This window comes from Lactobacillus sp. HBUAS51381 (assembly GCF_012641095.1).
Taxonomy (GTDB): Bacteria; Bacillota; Bacilli; order Lactobacillales; family Lactobacillaceae; genus Levilactobacillus.
Genome location: NZ_JAAVSC010000038.1, coordinates 1 through 21,827 on the forward strand (window position 1 = coordinate 1; position 21,827 = coordinate 21,827).

Below are 21,827 nucleotides of genomic sequence, written 5' to 3' on the forward strand. Positions count from 1 at the left end.
GTGACGCGAGATGCCGGAGATAATGCCGGAGAGTATGCCTATCACGTGTCTGGATTAAACAGCAACTACACACTGGGTAACGAGTCGATTGGGACATTGACGATTACGCAGGCCGCGCTTAACGTGAGTGTTCCTGACCAAACCATGGTTTACGGTGGCCAGGAGCCAACACCAACGCTTACAGTAACCGATGCCAATGGTAATGTTGTGACCGACTCAGGTTTAACGGTGACGCGGGTTGCCGGAGATAATGTTGGCGAGTATGCCTATCAAGTATCTGGATTGAGCGACAATTACACACTGGGTAGCGAGTCAATTGGGACATTGACGATTACGCCGGCTACGCTCAACGTGAATGTTCCTGATCAGACCATGGTTTACGGTGGCCAGGAGCCAACGCCTACATTAACAGTGACCGATGCCAATGGTAATGTCGTGACCGATTCAGGTTTGACGGTGACACGAGACGCTGGAGATAATGCCGGAGAGTATGCCTATCACGTGTCTGGATTGAACAGCAACTACACGCTGGGCAACGAGTCAATTGGGACATTGACGATTACGCCGGCCGCGCTTAACGTAACGGTTGCCAACCAAACCATGGTTTATGGTGGTCAAGAACCAACACCAACGCTTACGGTGACCGATGCCAATGGTAATATCGTGACTGATTCAGGTTTGACGGTGACGCGTGAACCGGGTAATACAGCGGACACCTATCACTATCTCTTGAATACGGATCAGTTGAACGCTAATTATAAAGTGGATGATCCGGATCTGGGAATCCTAACGATTGCCAAGGCTGCTCTTAATGTAGCAGTTGCTAACCAAACCATGGTTTACGGTGGACAAGAACCAACGCCAACGCTTACAGTAACTGATGCGAACGGTAATGTCGTGACCGACTCGGGACTGACGGTGACGCGTAAACCGGGTAATACGGTTGGCACCTACCAGTACGTCCTGAATACGAACCAGTTGAATAGTAACTACACACTGAGTAACGAGTCAATTGGGACATTGACGATTACGAAGGCCGCTCTCAACGTAACGGTTGCCAACCAGACCATGGTTTACGGTGGACAAGAACCGACACCAACGCTCACAGTGACGGATGCGAACGGTAATATTATTACCGATTCGGGCCTGACGGTGACGCGCGATGCCGGAGATAATGTTGGAGAGTATGCTTATCACGTGTCTGGTTTGAACGGTAATTACACGTCTGACAATGAGTCAATTGGGAAGTTGACGATTACGCCGGCTGTTCTCAACGTAAATGTTCCTGACCAGACCATGGTTTACGGTAGTCAGGAGCCAACACCAACGCTTACAGTGACGGATGCGAACGGTAATATTATTACCGATTCGGGCCTGACGGTGACGCGAGACGCTGGAGATAATGTCGGAGAGTATGCCTATCAAGTATCTGGATTGAGCGACAATTACACGCTGGGTAACGAGTCAATTGGAACATTGACGATTACGCCGGCTACGCTCAACGTGAGTGTTCCTGACCAGACTATGGTTTACGGAGGCCAAGAGCCGACGCCCGTCCTAACAGTGACGGATGCCAATGGTAATGTTGTGACCGACTCAGGTTTGACGGTGACGCGCGATGCCGGAGATAATGTCGGAGAGTATGCCTATCATGTGTCTGGTTTGAACGGTAATTACACGTCTGACAATGAGTCAATTGGGAAGTTGACGATTACGCCAGCTACGCTCAATGTGAGTGTTCCTGACCAGACCATGGTTTACGGTGGCCAGGAGCCGACACCTATCCTAACGGTGACGGATGCCAATGGTAATGTCGTGACCGACTCAGGTTTGACGGTGACGCGTGATGCCGGAGATAATGCCGGAACGTACGCCTATCACGTGTCTGGCTTGAGCGGTAATTACACGCTGGGGAACGAGTCAATTGGCGCCTTAACGATTACGAAGCTACCACTGAAGGTAACGGTGGGAAGTCAGACAATGGTCGTTGGGACGAAGGAACCCGTTGCGACTCTCACCGTCGTAGATGGCAGTGGCAACTCGATTACCGATTCGGGTTTGACGGTAACGCGGGAACCAGGAAATGGCGTAGGCACCTATCTCTATATTCTGAATGCGGATCAGTTGAATGCCAACTACAAAGTGGACACGTCTGAGCTGGGAAGTTTGACGATTACCGCGGCCGCTGATACCTTGACGGGGAGCGATTACACGATGACGGTGGGGGATGCCGCCCCAACCGCGGCCGACTTTAAGGCGGCTGCCACGGATGGTAACGCCCAACCGGTAGCCAGCGATCAGATTACGTTGGACCTCGGTAACGCCGATTTGACGCAACCGGGTCAGTATCAGGTGACGCTGAGCTATGGTAACGCCCAGCCGGTGACCGTAACGTTGACCGTGGTGGCGAAGACCACTGGCGGTAACGGCGATGGCGGTAATTCCGGTGGCACCGACCCCGTGGAACCCACCGATCCAACTGATCCAACAGGCCCAACAGACCCAACCAAGCCAACTGATCCTTCGACGCCGAAGGATCCCGACAACATCGATCACGAGATCATTAGTGATGGTGGGACTGGCGCACAGGTTCGGCCGGGCATTGATGTGACGATTACGACGGCTACGCGGGTGCCACAACGTCTCGTGACGAGTGGTGCCGGAGCCCACATCCAAACGGGCAAATCTGGTACGCCGCGAACGGCCGCACAATCAGTCGCAGTTGCCCAGCACTCTGGACACGATACGCAGATGGTCACGTCGTCTAAGACGATACCAGTGGCCCATAAGATGGCACCAGTGGATCATAAGGTAGCTCAGCAGGCGACAACATTACCACAGACCAATGAGGCACACACGTCCGGCTGGTCCATTCTGGGACTGATTCTAGGTGGCTTAGGTCTCCTCGGTTTCCGGAAGCGCCGGCAAGACTAGAGCTTCTTGGTGAGTTGTTTCACCATTGTTGAGATTTTTAAAACGTAAATGTCCTGTAAATAGAGGCCCGACCGTTGATTCGGGCCTCTATTTGTGCTGGTTTAGGGAGTAGTTCAAGGAGAATGAGTGATCTAGCATGGATTTAGCCAAGTTTTAACGACCAGTTCAGATCTAAGTCCAGCCTCAGCTAAAGTTAAAGAGTCAGTTAAATCGGTGGGTGTTCCGCAACAAAAACTGAGAAAAAAACATTGGTAAGAGTAGGGGGGGCAAAAAGGCGGGCCGCTCAAAATAGAGTAGCCCGCCAAAACGAAAGTTCTTTTAAGTTGGTCTTACATCAGAATCTTGGATAAGAAGTCTTGCGCCCGTTCCGTTTGAGGATTGCTGAAAAATTCTTCGGGCGTGTTGTTTTCTTGAATATAGCCATCGGCCATGAACCAGACGCGATCGGCCACGGACTTAGCAAAGCCCATTTCGTGCGTAACCACGACCATGGTCATCCCTTGTTGCGCGAGGTCTTGCATAACGTTTAACACTTCGCCAACCATCTCTGGGTCCAACGCAGAGGTCGGTTCGTCGAACAACATAACCTTGGGATCCATGGCAAGTGCGCGGGCAATCGCCACCCGTTGCGCCTGACCACCGGAAAGACTGGTGGGGAAGGCGTCGGCGTGATCATCCAGGTTCACTTGTTGGAGAAGTTCGTGGGCCCGTTTCGTCGCATCGGCGTCACTGATGCCCTTGACCTTCATGGGTGCTAATTTAATATTTTCTAGGACAGTCATGTTGGGGAAGAGGTTGAAGTTTTGGAACACCATCCCCATTTGTTCCCGCAAGGTATTAACCTTCTTAGTATCCAGCGTGGTTAAATCTTGACCATCAAAATCGACTTCGCCGCTGGTTGGCGTTTCTAGCAGGTTCAAGCACCGTAGAAAGGTACTCTTCCCACCACCGGAAGGGCCGATAACGACGATAACCTGACCCGGATTCACTTGTTCGGAAATATTCTTTAAGACTTGGTTATCACCAAAGTTCTTGGCGAGGTCCTTGACCTCAATAATGGGTTTAGTCATGTTGCATCTTCCTTTCGAAGTGGTTTAGAATCCGTGAAGCCGTGAAGGTCATGATGAAGTAAAGTACCATGATAACGGCGATAGGGGCGACCCCTCTGTAGGTATCGGACCGAACGATGTTGCTTTGGAAGATCAGTTCGGAGACCCCAATGATGGAAACGATGGAACTATCCTTAATCAAGGTAATAAATTCGTTCCCCAGTGATGGCCAAATGTTCTTTATCGCTTGCGGTAGGACGACATAACGCAGGGTGTAGCCACTGGTCATCCCAAGGCTCCGTGCGGCTTCGGTTTGGCCCTTGTCCACGGAATTAATCCCGCCCCGAATGTATTCGGCGATGTAGGCCCCAGAGTTTAGTGAGATCGCAATAATCCCGGAGGTTAACGCTGGGAGGTTAACGATTAAGCCCAAGCCAAAGTAGACAAACATGACTTGAACCATCATTGGTGTGCCCCGAATGAATTCAACATAGGCCGTGGCTAACCACCGTAAGGCCGTGGCGAAGACGCCGCCGTGGGCCATCCGTGCCAGTGACAATAAGACGCCGAGAATAAACCCGAAGAAAACGGAACATACCGTGATGATTAAGGTGTATTCGATCCCTTTCAGGAAGGCCTTCCAATAGTGGAACATGCTGGTGTTGACGGTGTTGGTCTTTAAGTATTTCCCAGCAGCGGGGAGGTAGTCCTTGTTGACCAGATTTTGTTTTCTAATCTGATCCACGGACTTGTTGGCTGCAGCGACTAGAGTGCCGGATCCTTTAGCAAAGGCCACGGAGGCACTGGTATCGGATGCACTTAAGTTGAATTTACTTGGAATCATGGCTAATTCTTTGTTGTTAGCGACGTAGGCTTGAGCGGATGGCTTTTCCATCGCAACCCCTTGGAGCTTGTGACTTTGCAGACCCAGGATTAAGTCGGAAACGGACGTCATTCCCTTAACGGTCGTGCCGCTGGTCTGTTTCTTAGATTCGTTGTACATCGTAGAACCGGTTTGGGCACCGATGGTTTTGCCCACGAATGAATCCTTATCTTTATAGATACCCTTGTCACTCTTGTTGATGACGATGCTGTACCCACCTTGATAGTAGGTATGGGTGAAGTCAACGTTCTTCCGCCGAGCGGGCGTGGGGTTCATCCCGGAAATGACCATGTCCACCTTACCCGTCTGTAGGGCGACTAATAGGGAGTCAAAGGACATCGACTTGACGACGAGCTTGACGCCCATGTCTTTCGCAATCTTCTTCCCCACGGCGACATCCATGCCGACAACTTGACTCTTGCCGTGAACGGTCGCCTGAAATTCATAAGGTGGATAGTCGGGTGAAGTCCCCATGACCAGCGTTCCCTTCTTTTGAACCTTGGCCAACGAGTTGTCGGTGGCCGCTTGTGCGGTTGTTGTGGTGGCCGTCCAACCGGCAACCAGTGCCATCAGCAGTGCGATGACCATAATTAATTTATTTTTCATAATGGCTTGCTCCTCTATCTGTGATGATGTACTTGAGTATAGCCGGTCTCGTGTATTTATACAAGTTTTATTTTGATAAATTTGTTTTTATACATAAATTATTCAATTAAAATTCGCTTCCATTCCCAGTTTAAAGGGAAACGACAAAATATTTATACATTTTCATTGAATAAGGCGCTTTTGGACGCTTAGTAATTGATTGAACGGGGAGTAAGTGCTAACATGTATAGTGTCTGTTTTAGACGGATATATCAATAAAATTTTAGAAAAGAGGAGTTACGATGTCAGGACATTCTAAATGGCATAACATCCAGGGCCGGAAAAATGCTCAGGATGCAAAGCGTGGAAAAATCTTCCAAAAAATCTCACGTGATTTGTACCAAGCTGCAAAAGCAGGTGGTCCTGATCCCGACGGTAACCCTCAACTTCGTTTGGAAATGGACAAGGCGCGGGCAGCTAACATGCCTAAGGACAACATCAAGCGGGCTTTAGATAAGGCCTCTGGTGTTGGTGGCGCTAAGTTCGAAGAAATCACCTACGAAGGTTACGGTCCAGCAGGGACAGCGATCATGGTTGCTGCTTTGACGGATAACAAGAACCGGACGGCTGCGGCTGTTCGTTCTGCCTTCACGCACCATGGTGGCTCACTTGGTGCAGCGGGTTCCGTTTCATACATGTTCGACCGGAAGGGTTACATTGTAATCCTGCGTGATGGCTTGGATACGGATGAAGATACGATGTTGATGGATGCTTTAGACGCCGGGGCGGACGACATGGAAACCACGGATGAAGAATTCAAGATTTACACGGATCCTTCGAGCGAAGTCGCAGTGCGTGATGCTTTACAAGACAAGGGCTACAAGTTGGACACCGCCGAAGTTCGGATGTTCCCACAAAACACAACCGAAGTACCAGAAGCCAAGGCTTCTCAATACGAAGGCTTGATTGACGAACTGGAAAACAACGACGATGTTTCCGATATTTACGAAGCAGCCGTCTTACCTGAAAACGTTGAATAAGCGTTTTTAACCCAATAATGTGAGTCAATGAACCCGCTACCAGGCGTTGTCTGGTAGCGGGTTTTTGTATGGAATTAATGATTTAGAATATAGGCCATGTTGGTGCCTAGGTTGTGGTCCAAGATCAATATTTTTATAGATGTTTAAGGGATTCTAAAGCTATCCCTTGTTTTGCCAGTATATGTTTTCCTAGTGGGGGGTATCCAGTATAATAAATAATCAAAATAGACGATACAACACAAGGGCACTCCTGACAAAAATTACAGATATGAGGTAGAAAATGAGCGCACAGGTAGATCTGCCACAACCGTCACGTTTTAGAATCGGTGGCTTGTTCAGTGAAAATAGTTTTGTTGTCCCTGAATATCAGCGGAATTATGCTTGGGGTCAAAATGAGGTTGAAGATTTTTGGGAGGATTTAAAGGACCTAATCGATGGTGAGCGTCGGAGTCATTTCTTTGGTCAGATTGTGACCTATAAGAATAGTCATGAAGAACAGGAAATTATCGATGGGCAGCAACGACTGACAACGAGTAATATCTTTCTCGCTGTGATTCGGGATATCTCACGGGAAATGTATCGGGAACACTTTCGGCAGAACGTTGCGGATGTAAATCTGGATAGTGGGGATGATTTACGACTGATTGGCAAACAGGCTGATGCGAATATTGGCGGTGGTAAAGGTCAACAGGCGTCTCTGGTCGTGCAGTTGGGCGAAGGAGCGAGTCTCCAGGAATATTTCTTTGATCTGACGCATGGGAGTATAACGGCGCGCAATGATCGCGTTTCGTCTGATCCCATGAAGAACATGCAAAAAGCCTATCAAGACATGTATCGGAGGGTTCAGGAGATCTTAAAGCCCGAAGCCAGTATCCGTGATCAGATTAATAAGCTACAAAATATTTACGATCAGTTCGTGAATAACTTTTACCTCGTCATGATTTCAGCGCCTAGCCTTCAGGATGCGTTTACGATCTTTGAAACGCTCAATAGTCGCGGAAAGGATCTGAAAGCTTCTGATATTATCAAGAATCACCTCATGTCCTTGATGGGGCATGAGCATATCAAGGAAGCTAACGAGATATGGCGACGAATTACGGCTAAGTTGGATACCAGTAGCAAACGAATTACCCGCTTTATCCGCACGTACTGGGCGGCTCAGTATCGGATTGTCTCGGAAGCCAAACTATATCGTGCAGTCAGCGACAAGGTGACAGACGTTAATCAAGCCCGAATATTCTTGAAAGACTTAGACGGCTTGGTTGATTTGTATACGGTACTTGAAAGTCCGGTATCACCTAAGGTTCACGCCACATTTTTTAAGAACGCTGGCATTACCCATCGACTAGACGTTTTTTCGAGATTGAATGTCAAACTCTACTATCCGGTTGTGGTTGCTTTGTACCACTGTAATTATTCGGAAAAAGATATCTTGAAGGTCGTTAATAAGATGGTGGCGGTCTTCATTCGCCATCGGACGATTATTAACGACGGCACCAATAAGCTGGAGAGTGGCTTTTCTGAAATCGCTAAGAAGATCTGGTCGCTGGAGTATACGGGGGTTGACGCGATTATTGACGCGATGAAACAACGTCTCGAAAAATCTAGTGAAGCCACTAAAATGGCGTTTAGCGTACTCAGCAAGGACGGTGGCCTTCGGGGAGCCAAGAAGTGGACGCTAGTCTATCTGCTGGCAGAACTCTATGAAACGCATTTCGATGATTTTGCAGAGGGCTGGTATCAAAAAGCATTCGATGATGACAATTACCAACTCATTCAGATTAGTACTGCCGACGAGATCGATGAGTATCAGACTTACATTGGCAATTGGAGTATTTTGGAAAAGAGGCTAGTTCCCACGCAGTTTAAGGATGTAGCCCAAGTGGCGGAGCAGTTACGTCAATCGAACTTGCAGGGAAATCAGGTATTAGCACGAAAACTCACGGCAGGAACGTGGTCTATCAATGATATCAAGCAAAGACAGAAAGATTTCGCGGAGGATGTCGTATTGATTTGGTGAGCGGGTTAAACGACTAATAAGTACGACCAAAATTCGGACTAAACATGGATAAGTTGAGGATAAAACTATCCTCAGCTTATTTTTTGATGGAACGAAGGCGTCGATAGACAGAAAAATTGGAAAATAAAAAAATAAAGCCGTCTCTTTCCCGGAGTTAAGTGAAAAGGGCAGGAGATGACGCGTGTGATTAAGGATTTTGTTAGTGAACTGCTGGTGGCGGCCGTCCAACAGCGGATCAGTGATGTCTACATTTTACCGGAAAAGACGGGCTATCAGATTCGATTACGTCAGTTGGGAGCCGTCTCGGTTTGGCGTCGCATTACGGCCAAGCTGGGATCCCAGGTGATTACGTATCTTAAATTTCAGGCCAACATGGCGGTGAGCGAGAATCGACGGCCACAGGTCGGGGCTTTGACCTGGCCGGGCGAGCCCCCTCTGGAACTCCGATTTTCCACAGTGGGGGATTACGCCGGTCGGGAATCGCTGGTCATTCGGGTGATTTATCCCTACCACACCGGGCAGATGGCCTACTTGGATCAGACGCAACCGGGCCAGCTCGACCACCTCGCCGCCAAACGGGGACTGCTCTTGTTTGCGGGGCCCACCGGATCGGGCAAGACGACCACGATGTATACGATTGCCAGCCGGCTAGCCACGACCGCCACCGTATTGACGATTGAAGACCCGGTGGAGATTAAAACGGACAGCTTCATTCAATTGCAGGTGAATGCCGCGGCGGGGATGAGCTACGAGGCCTTGCTCAAGGTCGGCCTGCGTCACCGCCCGGACGTCTTCATCATCGGGGAGATTCGTGATCAATTGACGGCCCAGGCCGCCGTTCGTGCCGCCCTCAGTGGCCATCTGGTCTTGAGTACGATTCACGCCCAGACGGCTAGTGGGAGCGTCTCACGACTGGCGGAGTTGGGTGTGTCGTTAGCGCACCTCCGCCAAGTGCTCACGGCCAGCTGTTATCAGCGATTGATTCCCCGAGTTTCACGGACGCCGGCGGTCTTACTGGATATTTTGACGGATCAGGCACTATGGCAGACCACACGGACAACCACGGAAAGGTGGCGCAGCACCCTTGAACAAGCCAGTCAGCAGCAAGTTATTTCATTGGAAACGGCCCGGCAGTTCCGAGCGGGGTAGGTGGTCGTGGGCCACACAACAGCAATTTTGTCAGCTCTTGGCCGATCAATTAGGGAGCGGTTTTTCGTTGCGGCAGGCGTTACGTTTTAGTCAGCTGGCCGGGAGCGGGTTGCCACGGAGTGTAGCGGCCATCGAGGACCAACTGTTGCGTGGCCGGGCGTTTGTCTCCTGTTTAGAGCCTTATTTGCAGGCTAATGTTTATTTTCAATTGCAGGCGACGACCGCCCATGGCGATCTGGCGGAAGCTTTGCAACGAAGCGCGACCCTATTAGGCCTGATGGCCAGTCAGCGTAAACGTCTCGTGCAGCTACTCATGTACCCATTGGGGCTCCTGGTGGGAATGGTGGGCTTGCTAATCACGTTAAAGTTTGGTGTGCTCCCGCAGCTACAGCAGGAAATTGTCGCGCAGTCGGCTCCGGTGGGACGGTGGGGTCACCTCTATTTAGAAGTCGGCCTCGGCTGTGGCAGCCTGTTGGGGAGCTATGGTGTCTGGCGTTGGTGGCGGCAGCAGACCCGTCTAAAACTAGCCGGGTGGTACTTGCGTTGGCCGGTGGTGGGGCGCATCTTTCGTGCTTACTACGCGTACTACCTGAGCGCCAATCTCGGCCAATTGCTGGCGAGTGGCTTGAGCGTTAAGCAAATGCTGACGGTGCTCCAACAATTACCGGAGAGTGCGCTCCTTCATCAGTTGGCCGATACCTTGGCCCAGCAACTTCAGGCCGGTGACTTACCGGTCGGGTGGTTGCGCCGGCAACCGTTCATTCCCAGTCAACTCATTATTTTGCTGCAAAAGGGCCAGACGCGTGACCAGTTGGCCCGGGAGCTGGCGGCCTATAGCCAGCTCCGGTATCGCGAGTTGGTCCGCCTAACCGAACAGGGCTTGGCGTTGGTACAGCCCATCTTACTGACGGTCGTGGCCCTGCTGATTGTTGGGGCGTATCTCAGCCTCTTGTTGCCGATGTATGCCAATCTACAAGGAGTCTATCAATGAGTAAACGGCACGGTTTTACCCTAGTTGAAATGACCATCGTGCTTTTCATCATTTCGTTGCTGGTGCTGATCATTTTACCCAACCTTAACGGGCAACGGCATCGGGCCAGTGGGATTCACCAGCACGCGATGGAAACGGTGGTGCAGGGGCAGGTGACGGCCTATCTAGAGGACCATCAGTCCGCCGAACATGTGACGTACGCGGCGTTGGAGGAGGGACGATATTTGACCGCTCAGCAGGTGAAACAGGCCAAACAGGAGGGCATTAAAATCCATGATGAACGGCCGAACAATTAGTCTCCGACACGGGTTCACCCTCTACGAGACGGTGGTGGTCCTCCTAATCGTGGCGGGACTGGCCACGCTGGTTGGTTTCCAAGCGGTGGCTCAGCGGCGGGCAGCGGCGGAACAAGCCTTTTGGCCCGCCTGGCAACAGTTGTGGACGGCCGGTCGGCAAGTCGCCTTGGCCCGCCACGAGACGGTCGGTATCTTTGTGGACCGGCAAACGGGGGAGGTCACCTTGGCTTCAGGACAGCCCCGGCGCGTCTTTCGTCGGTTGACGCCGCCACCCGGGCTCAAATGGGTCGACGGCAAGACCGGCTGGAGCATCTCACCGCTGGGCAACTCCGCGGCCTTTACCATGGAATGGTATAGCACCACCCACCGCGTTTGGTGGTATCAGACTTTTCAGTTGGGAGGCGCCTTAATCTATGTGGAAGCAACGAAGATTCGTCGCCAGCCGGCGGCACGGCTGGCTCCTCCCTGATGCCCTTTTGGCGTTAGGTATTGTCGCGTTGACCTTCATCATGGCCCAACAGGCGTTAAGCGTTACGCAACGTCAGGAGCAGATCCGGACGGCAAAGCTTCGGCAGGTGCGTGCTCGCCACGATCGGGCCCTATTAACTTGGGCGACAGCCAATGGTTAAGCGCCAGGGATTTACATTAATTGAAGCGTTGATGGCCTTGATCATCGCCACGGGAATGTTTGTGTTGGCCAGCGGGGCCGATCGGCAAGTTTTACGGCCGCTCAGGCACGATCCCATTGCGTGGTATCAGGCGGTCAGGGCCCTTGAACAACCCGGGCGATACCGCGCCGTTAGTATTGACCGTCAACAGCTAAACCTTGTCGATACTCGTCAGCACGATAAGCCCGTGGCCGTCTGGGTCGATGCCAAACACGTTTTGCGGCTGACTAACGCCGATCATCAGGGGTATTATCCACTGTTACGGCACGTGACGACCGTCCAATGGCGAGCAACCAAGTATCCTGGCCTGGTACAACTACGACTTAAACAGGAGCGATTGCCTTGGCAAACCACAATTCTCGATTTACGCGGCACGGTTTCCTAACGCTGTGGGCGCTGTTCCTTTTGGCGAGCGTTAGTTTAGTTCTATTATTAGTTTTAGCCGAGCAATCGGCGCGCCAACAATCGACCCTTGAACTGATAAAAGCTTATAATCGTTCGACTTCACAAATAGAACGAACCATACGAACGCCACATCAAGCCATTAGGCGGCTGCCGGAACGGTAAAACCCGGAGATTAACCGGAAAGATTGCTTGAATAACACTTAAAAAATCGGTAGTATAGATAACGGAAACGTTGAGTCATGCAAATTTCACAAGGAGGCGAAGCGTACTGTCACAAGAACAGACTGAAGCGCTCTTCAAGGTTTTGGACGAGTCGACCACAACCTTGCAGACGGCGCTAAGCACATCTTACCTGGACGCATTTATTGAGACGGGAGATAATCTGCTCAATGGACAAGTTCAGGTGGAAGATGGTCAGCCCGATGAGGAGACCGCAGCGAAGTTAACCGCGCTGTACGCCCAGGTCGACTGGCAAAGTGACGATGCCGAAACGGTTCGCCGAGCAATTCAATTGGTCATGCTCAAAGCGATTCGGGTGGATGAAATTCAAGCCAATCACCAACTGACGCCGGATACGATTGCCTATATTATGGGGTACCTGGTGACACGATTAGAGAAGGGAAAGTCCGAGCTGGTCGTGACTGATTTGACGGTCGGCACGGGGAATCTCTTAACGGCCGTGCTCTCGCAGTTAAAGACCGTGGTCGATGGCAAGATCAAGGCGTACGGTGTGGACAATGATGATACGATGTTGGCCATTGCCCAAACGTCTAGTGATCTCCAGCGACTCCCAATCGAACTCATTCATCAGGATGCGCTGGAACAGTTGTTGGTGCCCGCAAGCGATTTGATTGTGGCGGATTTACCAATTGGCTATTACCCGATTGATGCGAACGCGACTAATTATCAGACGCGAGCGGCGGAAGGTCATTCGTTCGTGCATCATTTGTTGTTGGAGCAAGCGCTCAATCAGTTAAAGCCGGGTGGCGTGGGTGTCTTCTTGGTACCTTCGCAGCTCTTTCAGACCAAGGAAGCCAAGGGTCTGTTAAAATGGCTGGCTGGCAACGCTTACTTGCAGGGCTTGTTGAACCTTCCAAGTGAGCTCTTTATGAATGTCAACGCGCAAAAGGCGATTCTGATTCTTCAGAAGCCGGGCGCTGGCGCAAAGCAGGTTGAACAGGTAATGTTGGGTGAGTTCCCATCATTTAAAGAACAATCAGCATTTCAAAAGTTTGTTGCGGAGATCGTCCAATGGGAAGAGCAAAACCTGCTGACGGACCGCTCATAAAAGGAGAAATTACCAAATGGGAAAATCATTAGCAATTAACGCCGGAAGTTCTACGTTAAAGTTCAAGTTATTCCAAATGCCAGAAGAAAACGTCATCGCTGAAGGGGCCATTGACCGGATTGGTCTGGGTAACTCTTTAGTTGAAATCAAGTATGGCGATGGCGAGAAATACAAGACGCATGAAGATGTGAACGATCACAAGGAAGCCATCCAATTAATGTTGGATCAACTGACCGAATTGAAGATCATCACGGACTTCAACGAAATTACTGGGATTGGTCACCGGGTCGTTGCCGGTGGTGAAGAGTTCAAGGACTCCGCCGTGATTGATGACGATGTTTTACAGAAGATCAAGGACTTGGCTGAATATGCACCACTACACAACCCAGCCGCCGCTATGGGAATCGAAGCGTTCAGAAAGATTTTGCCTAATGTTTTAAGTGTGGCGGTCTTTGATACGTCCTTCCACACGACGATGCCAGAAGTGAACTATATGTACGCTATCCCTTATGAATACTACGAAAAGTATGGGGCCCGGAAGTATGGGGCTCATGGGACCAGTCACCGGTATGTTGCCCACCGTGCTGCAGCAATGCTCGGCAAGCCGTTAGAAGACTTGAAGCTCATCACGCTCCACATTGGTGCTGGTGGGTCGATTACCGCAATCAAGAATGGGAAGTCATACGATACCTCCATGGGCTTCACGCCACTGGCCGGAATCGAAATGGCAACGCGTTCTGGGGATATCGACGCATCCTTAGTGGCCTACCTGATGGAAAAGCTCAATATCGACAAGCCAAGCGACATGATCAACATCTTAAACAAGAAGTCCGGCTTGGTCGGTGTTTCTGGCGTTTCCGCAGATATGCGTGAACTAGAAGCCGTTCAGGATAAGAACCACCGTGCGAAGTTGGCCCGGGACATGTTCATTAACCGGATCGTGCGTTACGTTGGGGCTTACCTCGCTGAATTGGGTGGTGCTGATGCCATCGTCTTCACGGCCGGTGTTGGTGAAAATGACATTATGATCCGTCAAGAAGTTGCCGACAAACTGAACTACTTTGGCATTGCCGTTGACCCAGAAAAGAACGATATTCGTGGGGTTGAACGGGACTTAAGTGCTGCCGGTTCTAAGATCAAGACCCTCTTGATTCCAACCGATGAAGAATTAATGATTGTTCGGGATATCGAACGGTTACGTAAATAGGTTTAGCGAAAACATCTCGTCAAATAGGGCGGGATGTTTTCTTCAACTAAAGGTGAATAATTATCACGTAAATGGTTTTAAGTTGAACGATGTTCTTTCATGGCGGGCTTCAGCGCTGTTTAGTTAGTCAAACTAACCAGCACTGGTACTGGCATCACCCATTCAGATGTGTATAATATATTTCAACAAAGGGGCGATTAAGATGAAAGAAAGTCAATCGAATAATAACCAGGAATTTTCGCGGGGATTGCAAAGCCGGCACGTCCAACTGATTGCTCTTGGGGGAACAATCGGGACTGGACTCTTCTTAGGTGCCGGCCAGTCCATTCATCTGGCTGGGCCATCGATCATTTTGGCTTACTTGGTGACGGGGCTCATGTGCTTCCTGCTGATGCGAGCACTCGGGGAACTCTTACTGTCTGACCTCGGCGTCCACTCCTACATTGATTTTATTAAGCGCTATTTAGGTGAAAATATGAGTTTCGTGGCCGGCTGGACCTATTGGATCTGCTGGATCACCATTGCCATGGCCGAGGTTACCGCCGCTGGGCAATACATGCACTTTTGGTTCCCACATTTACCGGCCTGGGTGACGGCCTTGACCTTACTGGCCATCTTACTGGCCCTGAATTCAGTCACGGTCAGCGCCTTTGGTGAAACGGAATTCTGGTTTGCCATTATCAAGATTGTGGCAATCGTGGCGTTAATCCTAGCCGGGGCCTACATGGTAGCGGTGCACTTCCCAACGCCGGCCGGGCACGCCAGCGTCACCAACTTGGCGACCGGTGGTTTCTTTGCCAACGGGGCGAAGGGCTTCTTCTTGTCCTTCCAAATGGTTCTCTTTAGCTTTGTCGGGATTGAAATGGTCGGGATGACCGCGTCCGAGACGGCTAATCCCAAGAAGGTTTTGCCTAAGGCGATTAATGAGATTCCTATTCGGATTATTCTCTTTTACCTGGGCTCCTTGCTAGCATTGATGTGTATCTACCCGTGGCAAGCCGTTTCACCGACCAGTAGTCCATTTGTTCAGGTCTTTAAGAACGTCGGTATTCAGTCAGCGGCTGCCGTGATTAACTTCGTGGTCTTGACCGCTGCGGCATCGGCCTGCAATAGTTCACTGTTTACGACCGGCCGAATGCTCTTCTCACTGACGTATGGTGGTCATGGGCGTTTTGCCAAGCATATGGGTACCTTATCGCGGGCACAAGTTCCAACCCGGGCCCTGCGGTTCTCAACGCTCATCATTGCCGTGTCGGTGTTCTTGAACCTGATCATTCCGGGACACGTCTTCGCCTTTGTTTCCAGTGTCGCGACGACCTGCTTCCTCTTCATCTGGAGTGCCATCGTGGTTGCTCACATCAAGTTCAAGCGGCAACAGACGGCCTTGGAACGGCAGAATGGCGAATTCAAGATGCCATTCTTCCCTCTGAGTGATTACTTTATCCTGGCCTTTCTGGGCATGGTTGCCGTTGTGCTCCTCTTCCGGGTGGACACGTTGATCGCGTTGGTCGGGTCAATCGTCTGGTTGGTTGGCTTGAGTTTAGGCAAGCGACTGCGGGATCGTCAGGCGACGAGTGTGATGGATTCTGATAAATAATTGGCAGACCAGTTGTCCCTAGATTCGCGTTGCACCGGGGAATAAATAGAATAATGGGAAGAGTCTGGGATAGAACACCCAGACTCTTTGTGTCTCTGAACTTAAATTGTCCCAATCCTGTTTAAGGTCACGGGACAAATGCGCGTTTCACGAGAGCCGAGTCAGCGAAATTAGCCGTGAAGTGCTAGGATGGAAGTAGTGTTTGTTTACGGCGTTCGTTATCCGATTCGCGGGTAACGGCAGACAAAATTAAATGAGGTGTTAAGATGAAACAAGTCAAAATTGCTGGTCGAGTGGTCCCTGCGATTGGGATTGGAACTTGGCACATGGGTGACCGGCCCGCACAACGAGAGAGTGAGATTGCGGCGATCCAAGCCGGAATTGCTGCTGGTGCGCGGGTGATTGATACGGCCGAAATGTATGGCTCCGGGCGCGCGGAGACCCTGGTTGGGGCGGCGCTGAAGCCCTATCAACGAGAGGATTTATTCCTGATTTCCAAGGTGTTGCCGGAGAACGCGTCTCGTCAGCGCATGGCATCCAGTCTGGACGCCAGCTTGCAACGCCTGCAGACCGATTACTTGGACCTGTACCTCTATCACTGGCGAGGCAATGTCCCCTTGGCCGAAACGGTTGCTGAACTCCAACGGTTACAGCAGACCGGTAAGATTCGGGCATGGGGCGTCTCGAATTTTGACATCGCTGATCTAAAAGAGTTGTGGCAACTGCCCGGTGGCGATCAGGCGGCGGCTAACGAAGATCTCTATCATTTGGGCAGTCGGGGCTTAGATTACGCGGTTTTGCCGTGGCAAAAAGACCATCAGTTGCCGTTGATTGCCTATTCACCGATTGCGCAGGGGGATTCTTGGGGCCAGCAACTCACGACCAATGCGACGGTTAAAGACATTGCCGTGGCGCATCAAGCCAGCGTTTATCAAGTGCTACTGGCTTGGGTGATCCGTCAACCACAAGTCTTGGCCATTCCGCAGACGAGCTCGGTGGCCCACATGGAACAGAACTTGGCTGCTGGCGATTTGGAACTCTTGCCAGCAGAATTGGCCGCCTTAGACCAACAATTTCCGCGGCCAACCCATAAGGAACGTCTCGATATTATTTAACGATGAAGGAGTAACGCTATGCAATATTTCACGTCAGACACGCATTTCTTTCACAAAGATTTACTCGGCATGAATGACTTTGCGCCCCGGCCGTTTGCCACCGTCGAGGAGATGAATCAAACCATTATTGATCACTGGAATGCGCGGGTAACCCCGACGGATACGGTTTACCATTTGGGCGACATCGCCCTGTATTTCACACGACCGGCCGTTAAATCCGATGAGGCAGTGGCCAATGTCCTCTCACAACTGAATGGGCATCTGGAGCTCATCAAGGGCAATCACGATAGTCGGGCACTCTTCAAGTACTTGGCTGCGCACAATCCGGTGGATCACGGGCAGCCAAAGTATGCCTTCCATGACGTGGGTGCCCTGATTAAGTATGACCACCGGCAGTATTATATGACGCATTATCCCATGATGCTGGGGATAGTGAATCAGATTATTAATCTTCACGGACATATTCACCATTATGCCGTGCCGGTTAAGGAAAACATCAATGTGGGGGTAGACACGCCGGAGACGCGTTACCTCAAAACGGCTATTCCATTTGGCACGCCATTTTCGACCAGTGAGATTGAAGAGATGGTCGTGGGCAAGGCCAAGGAGTTCAGCGACAAGCAGTAAGCGTGGTTGTTAGCCGACACCCTTGGCTGTGATTGTTCCTTGGGGGAATCCACCGTCTTGCGCTTGACCGCGAGCCCTTGATGCCGTAGGATTAGACACAGTGTTAAGAGGAGTTAAGAGAACATGGAACAGTTGACCATCCTGCATACAAATGACCTCCATTCTCACTTTGAGAATTGGCCCCGGATTCGGCGGTATTTGGCCGCCGCAAAGGCAAGTGCTCAGGCTGCCGGTCACACGGTGTATACCTTTGATCTGGGAGATAACATGGACCGTGAACATCCGGTGACGGAGGCGACGAACGGGCAGAAAAACGTCGAATTGATGAACCAGATTGGCTATGATGCGGTGACTATTGGGAACAACGAAGGCCTGAGTTACATGCGCGCTCAGTTGGACCACCTGTACGATTACGCCAATTTTCCGGTTGTGCTGGGGAATCTGGTCACCGCGGATACCCATGAACAACCGAAATGGGCGGTCGATCACCGTATTCTAACGACTTCGGCGGGTACTCGGGTTCTCGTCTTGGGACTGACGGCACCGTACCAACTGACGTATCCGTTGGCTGGGTGGGCGCCCATTGGGGTCGATCGGGCCCTGACCGCTCTTTTGACGACGTACGCTGGCGATTTTGATGTCTGTGTCCTGCTTTCCCATCTAGGGGTGGATGTGGACCGCCAGATTGCCAAGCGTTACCCGCGAGTCAACGTCATCATTGGTAGTCACACCCATCATCTATTCGTGAATGGTGAGCAGGACAATCACAGTCTGTTGGCCGCCGCTGGAAAATTTGGGCGTTACGTGGGTAAGATTGAGGTGACGGTTGATGATCGGCACCACGTTAAGGCCGCAACCGCCAGCGTCGTTGAGACGGCAACGTTGCCTGAAGATCCGGGGGATGCCGCAGAGATTCAGGGGCTTCGCGACCTGGGAACGGATATCTTGTCCGAACAGCGTGTGGCCGATCTGCCGGTGTCTATGGAGGCCGATCTGACCGGTCAGCCGCGGTTAGTCCGTGAGGGATTACACGCGATCGCGGAGTATGCGGGGACGCAAGCCGCCATTTTAAACGCGGGCCTGTTTCTGGAAGACTTGCCGCGTGGCGTGGTCAATCAAAATCAGCTACACCAGATCTTGCCGCACAATATGCACGTCATGACGGTGACCTTGAGTGGGTACAACCTCTGGCGATTAATCCAGGAATTCGAATTGGCCCGGTTATTTTTGCGGCATTTCCATCAAAAAGGCATGGGCTTTCGTGGGAAAATTTTCGGGGAGCTCAATTATCTGGGAATTGCCTATGATCCGCAGACGCATGCGGTGACGTGGCGTGGTGAGCCACTTTCACCCAATCGTCAATATAAGATTGCGGTGTTGGACCATTACTTATTTATTCCATTCTTTCCAACGATTTCGATCGTGGGCAAGAATCATATTTTATACCAAGACCTATTGCGGGAAGTGTTCGCCCAGTATCTCGGCGACCACTATCCCTTAAATCAAGAGTAGAGAGGATGACGACGGTGGATCGCAAAGATTTAGAAGCACTGGTTGCCGAACAACGAGAAAACCGAGAGCCGGCAGCGGAGGTCGTCCGTGTGGATGATACCCACCTGACCATCAATGGTCACCCCTATGAGGTGGTGGCGAACGTCCGCGACGGCTTTGACTTCGCTGAGTTTTCACGCCGGTTTAGTACAATTTTGAGTAAGTTTGATTACATTGTCGGGGACTGGGGATTCGAACAGTTACGGCTGAAGGGATTCTATGCCGAAGATCGGGCTGGCGCCAAGCAAAATCAGATTGATGCCGTACAGGATTACCTCTATGAATCCTGTAACTTTGGGTGTGCCTACTTTATTCTGCACAACCTAGACGTCAAGGCGGCGCCAAAGCCCCGGCGGAGTCGTTCCCGGCGTCGAAATAATAACAAGACGACGCAACAGGGACAGCCAACTGGCAAGTCGCAGACGCAAACGAAGCGTCAAAATGCCGAGAAGACGGCGACGACCACTGGCAAGCCAACAACGGGTAACGGCAATCATCGGCGGCGTTCCCGGCATTCGCGGCATCGAAATAGTAATCACCCGTACACGGAAGAACGGCGAACGACTGCGCAACCGAAGCAAGAAACGGCCAAAACGGTGACCGTTGCGACGGGCGGACAGGGACGGCGCCACTTTACCATTCGGCAGAAAAAAGAGAATTAGGGAGAAGTTGCAATGAAAAAATATCAGGCCTATTTAATCGACTTGGACGGCACGGTGTATGCGGGTAGTAAACGTTATCCGAAGGCCCGGGCCTTCGTGGAACGCATTCAGGCGGCCCACATCCCCTTTAAATTTGTGACGAACAATACGACGAAATTGCCCGTGGACGTGGTCGCCAACTTGGCTGATAACCACGATATTCACGTGACAACGGACAATGTCTATACGGCTGGGCTGGCGACGGCGGATTTCTTGGATCAACGCGCTGGCAAGACGGGTAAGCGGACGGTGTACGTTGTGGGCGAGATTGGGCTGAATCAAGCACTGGCGGCCAAGGGGTTCACGGTCGATGAAGAACATCCCGAGTATGTCGTGGTGGGTCTCGATAGCGACGTGACGTATGAAAAGTTTGCTAAGGCCATTTTGGCCATTCGCAGTGGGTCGACCTTTATCGGAACCAATTCGGACTCCAATATTCCGAAGGCCCGGGGGTTGATGCCCGGGGCTGGCGCGCTAGTCGATCTGGTCCGCTATGCGACCCAGACGGAACCGATCTTCGTGGGGAAGCCGGAGCCGATTATTCTACAGAACTCCCTAGAGATGATGGGAATTGCGCCCGACCAAGCACTCATGGTAGGGGATAATTACCAAACGGACATCCTAGCCGGTATTCGTGCGGGGGTGGACACCCTATTGACGTACACCGGTGTTTCGACGCCGGAACAGGTTGCGCAGCAGCAGATTCAGCCAACGTATACCGTACCTGACCTTGCCCATTGGGATATCGAGGTGGGGCCGATTGACTAGGTGGCAACGTGGTGTGGGGCTGACGGCGCTGATCTTATGTCTGCTGACGCTGAGTATCTTTTTGACCATCAACGCAGTGTGGCTGTATCGATTAGACATTCATTGGCTGAATATCAGTCACACGGTGCAAATGACGCCCGGTAAGATTATGCATAACTACTATCAAATGCTGGGTTATCTGGAGTTGCCTTGGGTGACCGACCTGAAGATGAGTGATTTTCCCACGTCCTTTACGGGGATGATTCACTTCCATGACGTGAAGAATTTATTTTTGCTGAACAACGTCGTCTTACTGGTTAGTCTTTATCCGGCGGTCTGGTACTTCCGACGGTTGAAACGCCTGAAGGAACGTTGGCGGCTGATCCGCCCCATGCAGGTGGCCACAGTTGTGCCCCTGGTATTGGCGGCGATTATGGCGGTGGACTTCAATGATTTCTTCATTGATTTTCATAAGTTGCTGTTCCGCAATAACGACTGGCTATTTGATCCGAGTCTAGACCCGATTATTACCGCTTTACCGGATACATTCTTCCTCCACTGCTTCATCCTGGCCTTTGTCTTATTTGAAGCCGGTTTGGTGTGGTTGTATTGGTTGGGACGACAGTCTTTTAAGCACGCCGGGGAACCGGATTAGAGTGACAAACTAAAAAATCGCAATCGGCAAGAGAATTTGCTGGTTGCGATTTTTTTGAGGGGACTTAGATTTGGTGGTGACGACGAAAGTCACTGGGAGTAGTGTGCATAACCGCAGAGAATTTACGGCTGAGATAATAACCGTCAGAGTAACCCACTTTGGTGGCAACGGTATCAATGGGAAGATCGGTTGTAATTAAGAGTTGTTGGACCGCCCGCATTTTGGTTCTAAAATATCTGTTGTTGGTAATCAATTTAATTGATTACTGGCAACGGATATTTTTGTATACTGTGTAGAGTAAAAAAAGTGTATAAAAAAG

General features: G+C 51.0%; 21 protein-coding genes. 18 read left to right on the forward strand and 3 right to left on the reverse strand.

Translation table 11 applies throughout. The features are described 5' to 3' along the window. On the forward strand, positions 1 to 2,934 hold a 2,934-nt coding region (locus HEQ50_RS10915; RefSeq protein WP_168900548.1), incomplete at its 5' end, for an S-layer family protein. Between the two features lie 329 nt (positions 2,935 to 3,263). Here HEQ50_RS10915 and HEQ50_RS10920 read toward each other — a convergent pair. Together HEQ50_RS10920 and HEQ50_RS10925 are read right to left on the reverse strand one after the other, a co-directional pair. Beyond that, positions 3,264 to 4,004 (reverse strand): amino acid ABC transporter ATP-binding protein, encoded by a 741-nt coding sequence (locus HEQ50_RS10920; RefSeq protein ID WP_168900549.1) that lies wholly within the window; start codon positions 4,002 to 4,004, stop codon positions 3,264 to 3,266. Continuing rightward, complete coding sequence (locus HEQ50_RS10925) at positions 3,997 to 5,454, reverse strand: ABC transporter substrate-binding protein/permease (RefSeq protein ID WP_370520152.1); 1,458 nt, start codon at positions 5,452 to 5,454, stop codon at positions 3,997 to 3,999. Before HEQ50_RS10925 ends, HEQ50_RS10920 begins: the two co-directional genes overlap by 8 nt. A gap of 299 nt (positions 5,455 to 5,753) precedes the next feature. On the opposite strand from HEQ50_RS10925, the gene HEQ50_RS10930 reads away from it, so the two are divergent. The 17 genes from HEQ50_RS10930 (at position 5,754) to HEQ50_RS11010 (ending at position 21,508) form a co-directional block, all read left to right on the forward strand. After that, a complete protein-coding gene (locus tag HEQ50_RS10930) occupies positions 5,754 to 6,491 on the forward strand; it encodes a YebC/PmpR family DNA-binding transcriptional regulator (RefSeq protein WP_168900551.1) in 738 nt (245 codons plus the stop codon). A 280-nt stretch (positions 6,492 to 6,771) separates the two neighbouring features. Further along, positions 6,772 to 8,511, forward strand: a complete 1,740-nt coding sequence (locus tag HEQ50_RS10935; protein WP_168900552.1) for a DUF262 domain-containing protein — start codon at positions 6,772 to 6,774, stop codon at positions 8,509 to 8,511. A 174-nt stretch (positions 8,512 to 8,685) separates the two neighbouring features. Beyond that, positions 8,686 to 9,660 (forward strand): competence type IV pilus ATPase ComGA, encoded by a 975-nt coding sequence (comGA, locus tag HEQ50_RS10940; RefSeq protein ID WP_168900553.1) that lies wholly within the window; start codon positions 8,686 to 8,688, stop codon positions 9,658 to 9,660. Beyond that, positions 9,596 to 10,651: a type II secretion system F family protein gene (locus HEQ50_RS10945; protein ID WP_168900554.1), complete on the forward strand. Its 1,056-nt coding sequence runs from the start codon at positions 9,596 to 9,598 to the stop codon at positions 10,649 to 10,651. Before comGA ends, HEQ50_RS10945 begins: the two co-directional genes overlap by 65 nt. Continuing rightward, positions 10,648 to 10,947, forward strand: a complete 300-nt coding sequence (locus HEQ50_RS10950) for a prepilin-type N-terminal cleavage/methylation domain-containing protein (RefSeq protein WP_168900555.1) — start codon at positions 10,648 to 10,650, stop codon at positions 10,945 to 10,947. Before HEQ50_RS10945 ends, HEQ50_RS10950 begins: the two co-directional genes overlap by 4 nt. After that, positions 10,925 to 11,416, forward strand: a complete 492-nt coding sequence (locus tag HEQ50_RS10955; protein ID WP_232842749.1) for a prepilin-type N-terminal cleavage/methylation domain-containing protein — start codon at positions 10,925 to 10,927, stop codon at positions 11,414 to 11,416. The genes HEQ50_RS10950 and HEQ50_RS10955 overlap by 23 nt, the downstream gene beginning before the upstream one ends. Continuing rightward, positions 11,361 to 11,576: a hypothetical protein gene (locus HEQ50_RS10960; protein WP_168900556.1), complete on the forward strand. Its 216-nt coding sequence runs from the start codon at positions 11,361 to 11,363 to the stop codon at positions 11,574 to 11,576. Before HEQ50_RS10955 ends, HEQ50_RS10960 begins: the two co-directional genes overlap by 56 nt. Beyond that, complete coding sequence (locus HEQ50_RS10965; protein WP_168900557.1) at positions 11,569 to 12,000, forward strand: prepilin-type N-terminal cleavage/methylation domain-containing protein; 432 nt, start codon at positions 11,569 to 11,571, stop codon at positions 11,998 to 12,000. The genes HEQ50_RS10960 and HEQ50_RS10965 overlap by 8 nt, the downstream gene beginning before the upstream one ends. A 288-nt stretch (positions 12,001 to 12,288) precedes the next feature. Beyond that, a complete protein-coding gene (locus HEQ50_RS10970; protein ID WP_168900568.1) occupies positions 12,289 to 13,308 on the forward strand; it encodes a class I SAM-dependent methyltransferase in 1,020 nt (339 codons plus the stop codon). A gap of 16 nt (positions 13,309 to 13,324) precedes the next feature. Further along, positions 13,325 to 14,515: an acetate/propionate family kinase gene (locus tag HEQ50_RS10975; protein WP_168900558.1), complete on the forward strand. Its 1,191-nt coding sequence runs from the start codon at positions 13,325 to 13,327 to the stop codon at positions 14,513 to 14,515. Positions 14,516 to 14,717: 202 nt separating this feature from the next. After that, positions 14,718 to 16,112, forward strand: coding sequence for an amino acid permease (locus HEQ50_RS10980; protein ID WP_168900559.1), 1,395 nt, complete (start codon positions 14,718 to 14,720; stop codon positions 16,110 to 16,112). A 266-nt stretch (positions 16,113 to 16,378) separates the two neighbouring features. Then, positions 16,379 to 17,227 carry an aldo/keto reductase gene (locus HEQ50_RS10985; protein WP_168900560.1) on the forward strand — a complete coding sequence of 283 codons (849 nt, stop codon included), beginning with the start codon at positions 16,379 to 16,381 and terminating at the stop codon, positions 17,225 to 17,227. A gap of 18 nt (positions 17,228 to 17,245) precedes the next feature. Further along, on the forward strand, positions 17,246 to 17,854 hold the full coding sequence (locus HEQ50_RS10990) for a metallophosphoesterase family protein (RefSeq protein WP_168900561.1): 609 nt from the start codon (positions 17,246 to 17,248) through the stop codon (positions 17,852 to 17,854). A 123-nt stretch (positions 17,855 to 17,977) separates the two neighbouring features. Beyond that, a complete protein-coding gene (locus HEQ50_RS10995; protein ID WP_168900562.1) occupies positions 17,978 to 19,366 on the forward strand; it encodes a bifunctional UDP-sugar hydrolase/5'-nucleotidase in 1,389 nt (462 codons plus the stop codon). Positions 19,367 to 19,371: 5 nt separating this feature from the next. Next, positions 19,372 to 20,067, forward strand: coding sequence for a YutD family protein (locus HEQ50_RS11000; protein ID WP_168900563.1), 696 nt, complete (start codon positions 19,372 to 19,374; stop codon positions 20,065 to 20,067). A 12-nt stretch (positions 20,068 to 20,079) separates the two neighbouring features. Further along, on the forward strand, positions 20,080 to 20,874 hold the full coding sequence (locus HEQ50_RS11005; RefSeq protein WP_168900564.1) for a TIGR01457 family HAD-type hydrolase: 795 nt from the start codon (positions 20,080 to 20,082) through the stop codon (positions 20,872 to 20,874). Beyond that, entirely contained in the window at positions 20,867 to 21,508 is a 642-nt protein-coding gene (locus tag HEQ50_RS11010) for a TIGR01906 family membrane protein (RefSeq protein ID WP_168900565.1), read from the forward strand. The genes HEQ50_RS11005 and HEQ50_RS11010 overlap by 8 nt, the downstream gene beginning before the upstream one ends. A gap of 64 nt (positions 21,509 to 21,572) precedes the next feature. Here the strand turns inward: HEQ50_RS11010 and HEQ50_RS13005 are convergent, their stop codons facing one another. Next, positions 21,573 to 21,728, reverse strand: a complete 156-nt coding sequence (locus HEQ50_RS13005) for a helix-turn-helix domain-containing protein (protein WP_370520153.1) — start codon at positions 21,726 to 21,728, stop codon at positions 21,573 to 21,575. Positions 21,729 to 21,827: the final 99 nt, after the last annotated feature.

Coding starts and splice junctions, on each gene's coding strand:
- HEQ50_RS10920 (WP_168900549.1), bottom strand. CDS start 4,004: ATGACTAAACCCATTATTGAGGTCAAGGACCTCGCCAAGAACTTTGGT.
- HEQ50_RS10925 (WP_370520152.1), bottom strand. CDS start 5,454: ATGGTCATCGCACTGCTGATGGCACTGGTTGCCGGTTGGACGGCCACC.
- HEQ50_RS10930 (WP_168900551.1), top strand. CDS start 5,754: ATGTCAGGACATTCTAAATGGCATAACATCCAGGGCCGGAAAAATGCT.
- HEQ50_RS10935 (WP_168900552.1), top strand. CDS start 6,772: ATGAGCGCACAGGTAGATCTGCCACAACCGTCACGTTTTAGAATCGGT.
- comGA (WP_168900553.1), top strand. CDS start 8,686: ATGACGCGTGTGATTAAGGATTTTGTTAGTGAACTGCTGGTGGCGGCC.
- HEQ50_RS10950 (WP_168900555.1), top strand. CDS start 10,648: ATGAGTAAACGGCACGGTTTTACCCTAGTTGAAATGACCATCGTGCTT.
- HEQ50_RS10955 (WP_232842749.1), top strand. CDS start 10,925: ATGATGAACGGCCGAACAATTAGTCTCCGACACGGGTTCACCCTCTAC.
- HEQ50_RS10960 (WP_168900556.1), top strand. CDS start 11,361: ATGTGGAAGCAACGAAGATTCGTCGCCAGCCGGCGGCACGGCTGGCTC.
- HEQ50_RS10965 (WP_168900557.1), top strand. CDS start 11,569: ATGGTTAAGCGCCAGGGATTTACATTAATTGAAGCGTTGATGGCCTTG.
- HEQ50_RS10975 (WP_168900558.1), top strand. CDS start 13,325: ATGGGAAAATCATTAGCAATTAACGCCGGAAGTTCTACGTTAAAGTTC.
- HEQ50_RS10980 (WP_168900559.1), top strand. CDS start 14,718: ATGAAAGAAAGTCAATCGAATAATAACCAGGAATTTTCGCGGGGATTG.
- HEQ50_RS10985 (WP_168900560.1), top strand. CDS start 16,379: ATGAAACAAGTCAAAATTGCTGGTCGAGTGGTCCCTGCGATTGGGATT.
- HEQ50_RS10990 (WP_168900561.1), top strand. CDS start 17,246: ATGCAATATTTCACGTCAGACACGCATTTCTTTCACAAAGATTTACTC.
- HEQ50_RS10995 (WP_168900562.1), top strand. CDS start 17,978: ATGGAACAGTTGACCATCCTGCATACAAATGACCTCCATTCTCACTTT.
- HEQ50_RS11000 (WP_168900563.1), top strand. CDS start 19,372: ATGACGACGGTGGATCGCAAAGATTTAGAAGCACTGGTTGCCGAACAA.
- HEQ50_RS11005 (WP_168900564.1), top strand. CDS start 20,080: ATGAAAAAATATCAGGCCTATTTAATCGACTTGGACGGCACGGTGTAT.
- HEQ50_RS13005 (WP_370520153.1), bottom strand. CDS start 21,728: ATGCGGGCGGTCCAACAACTCTTAATTACAACCGATCTTCCCATTGAT.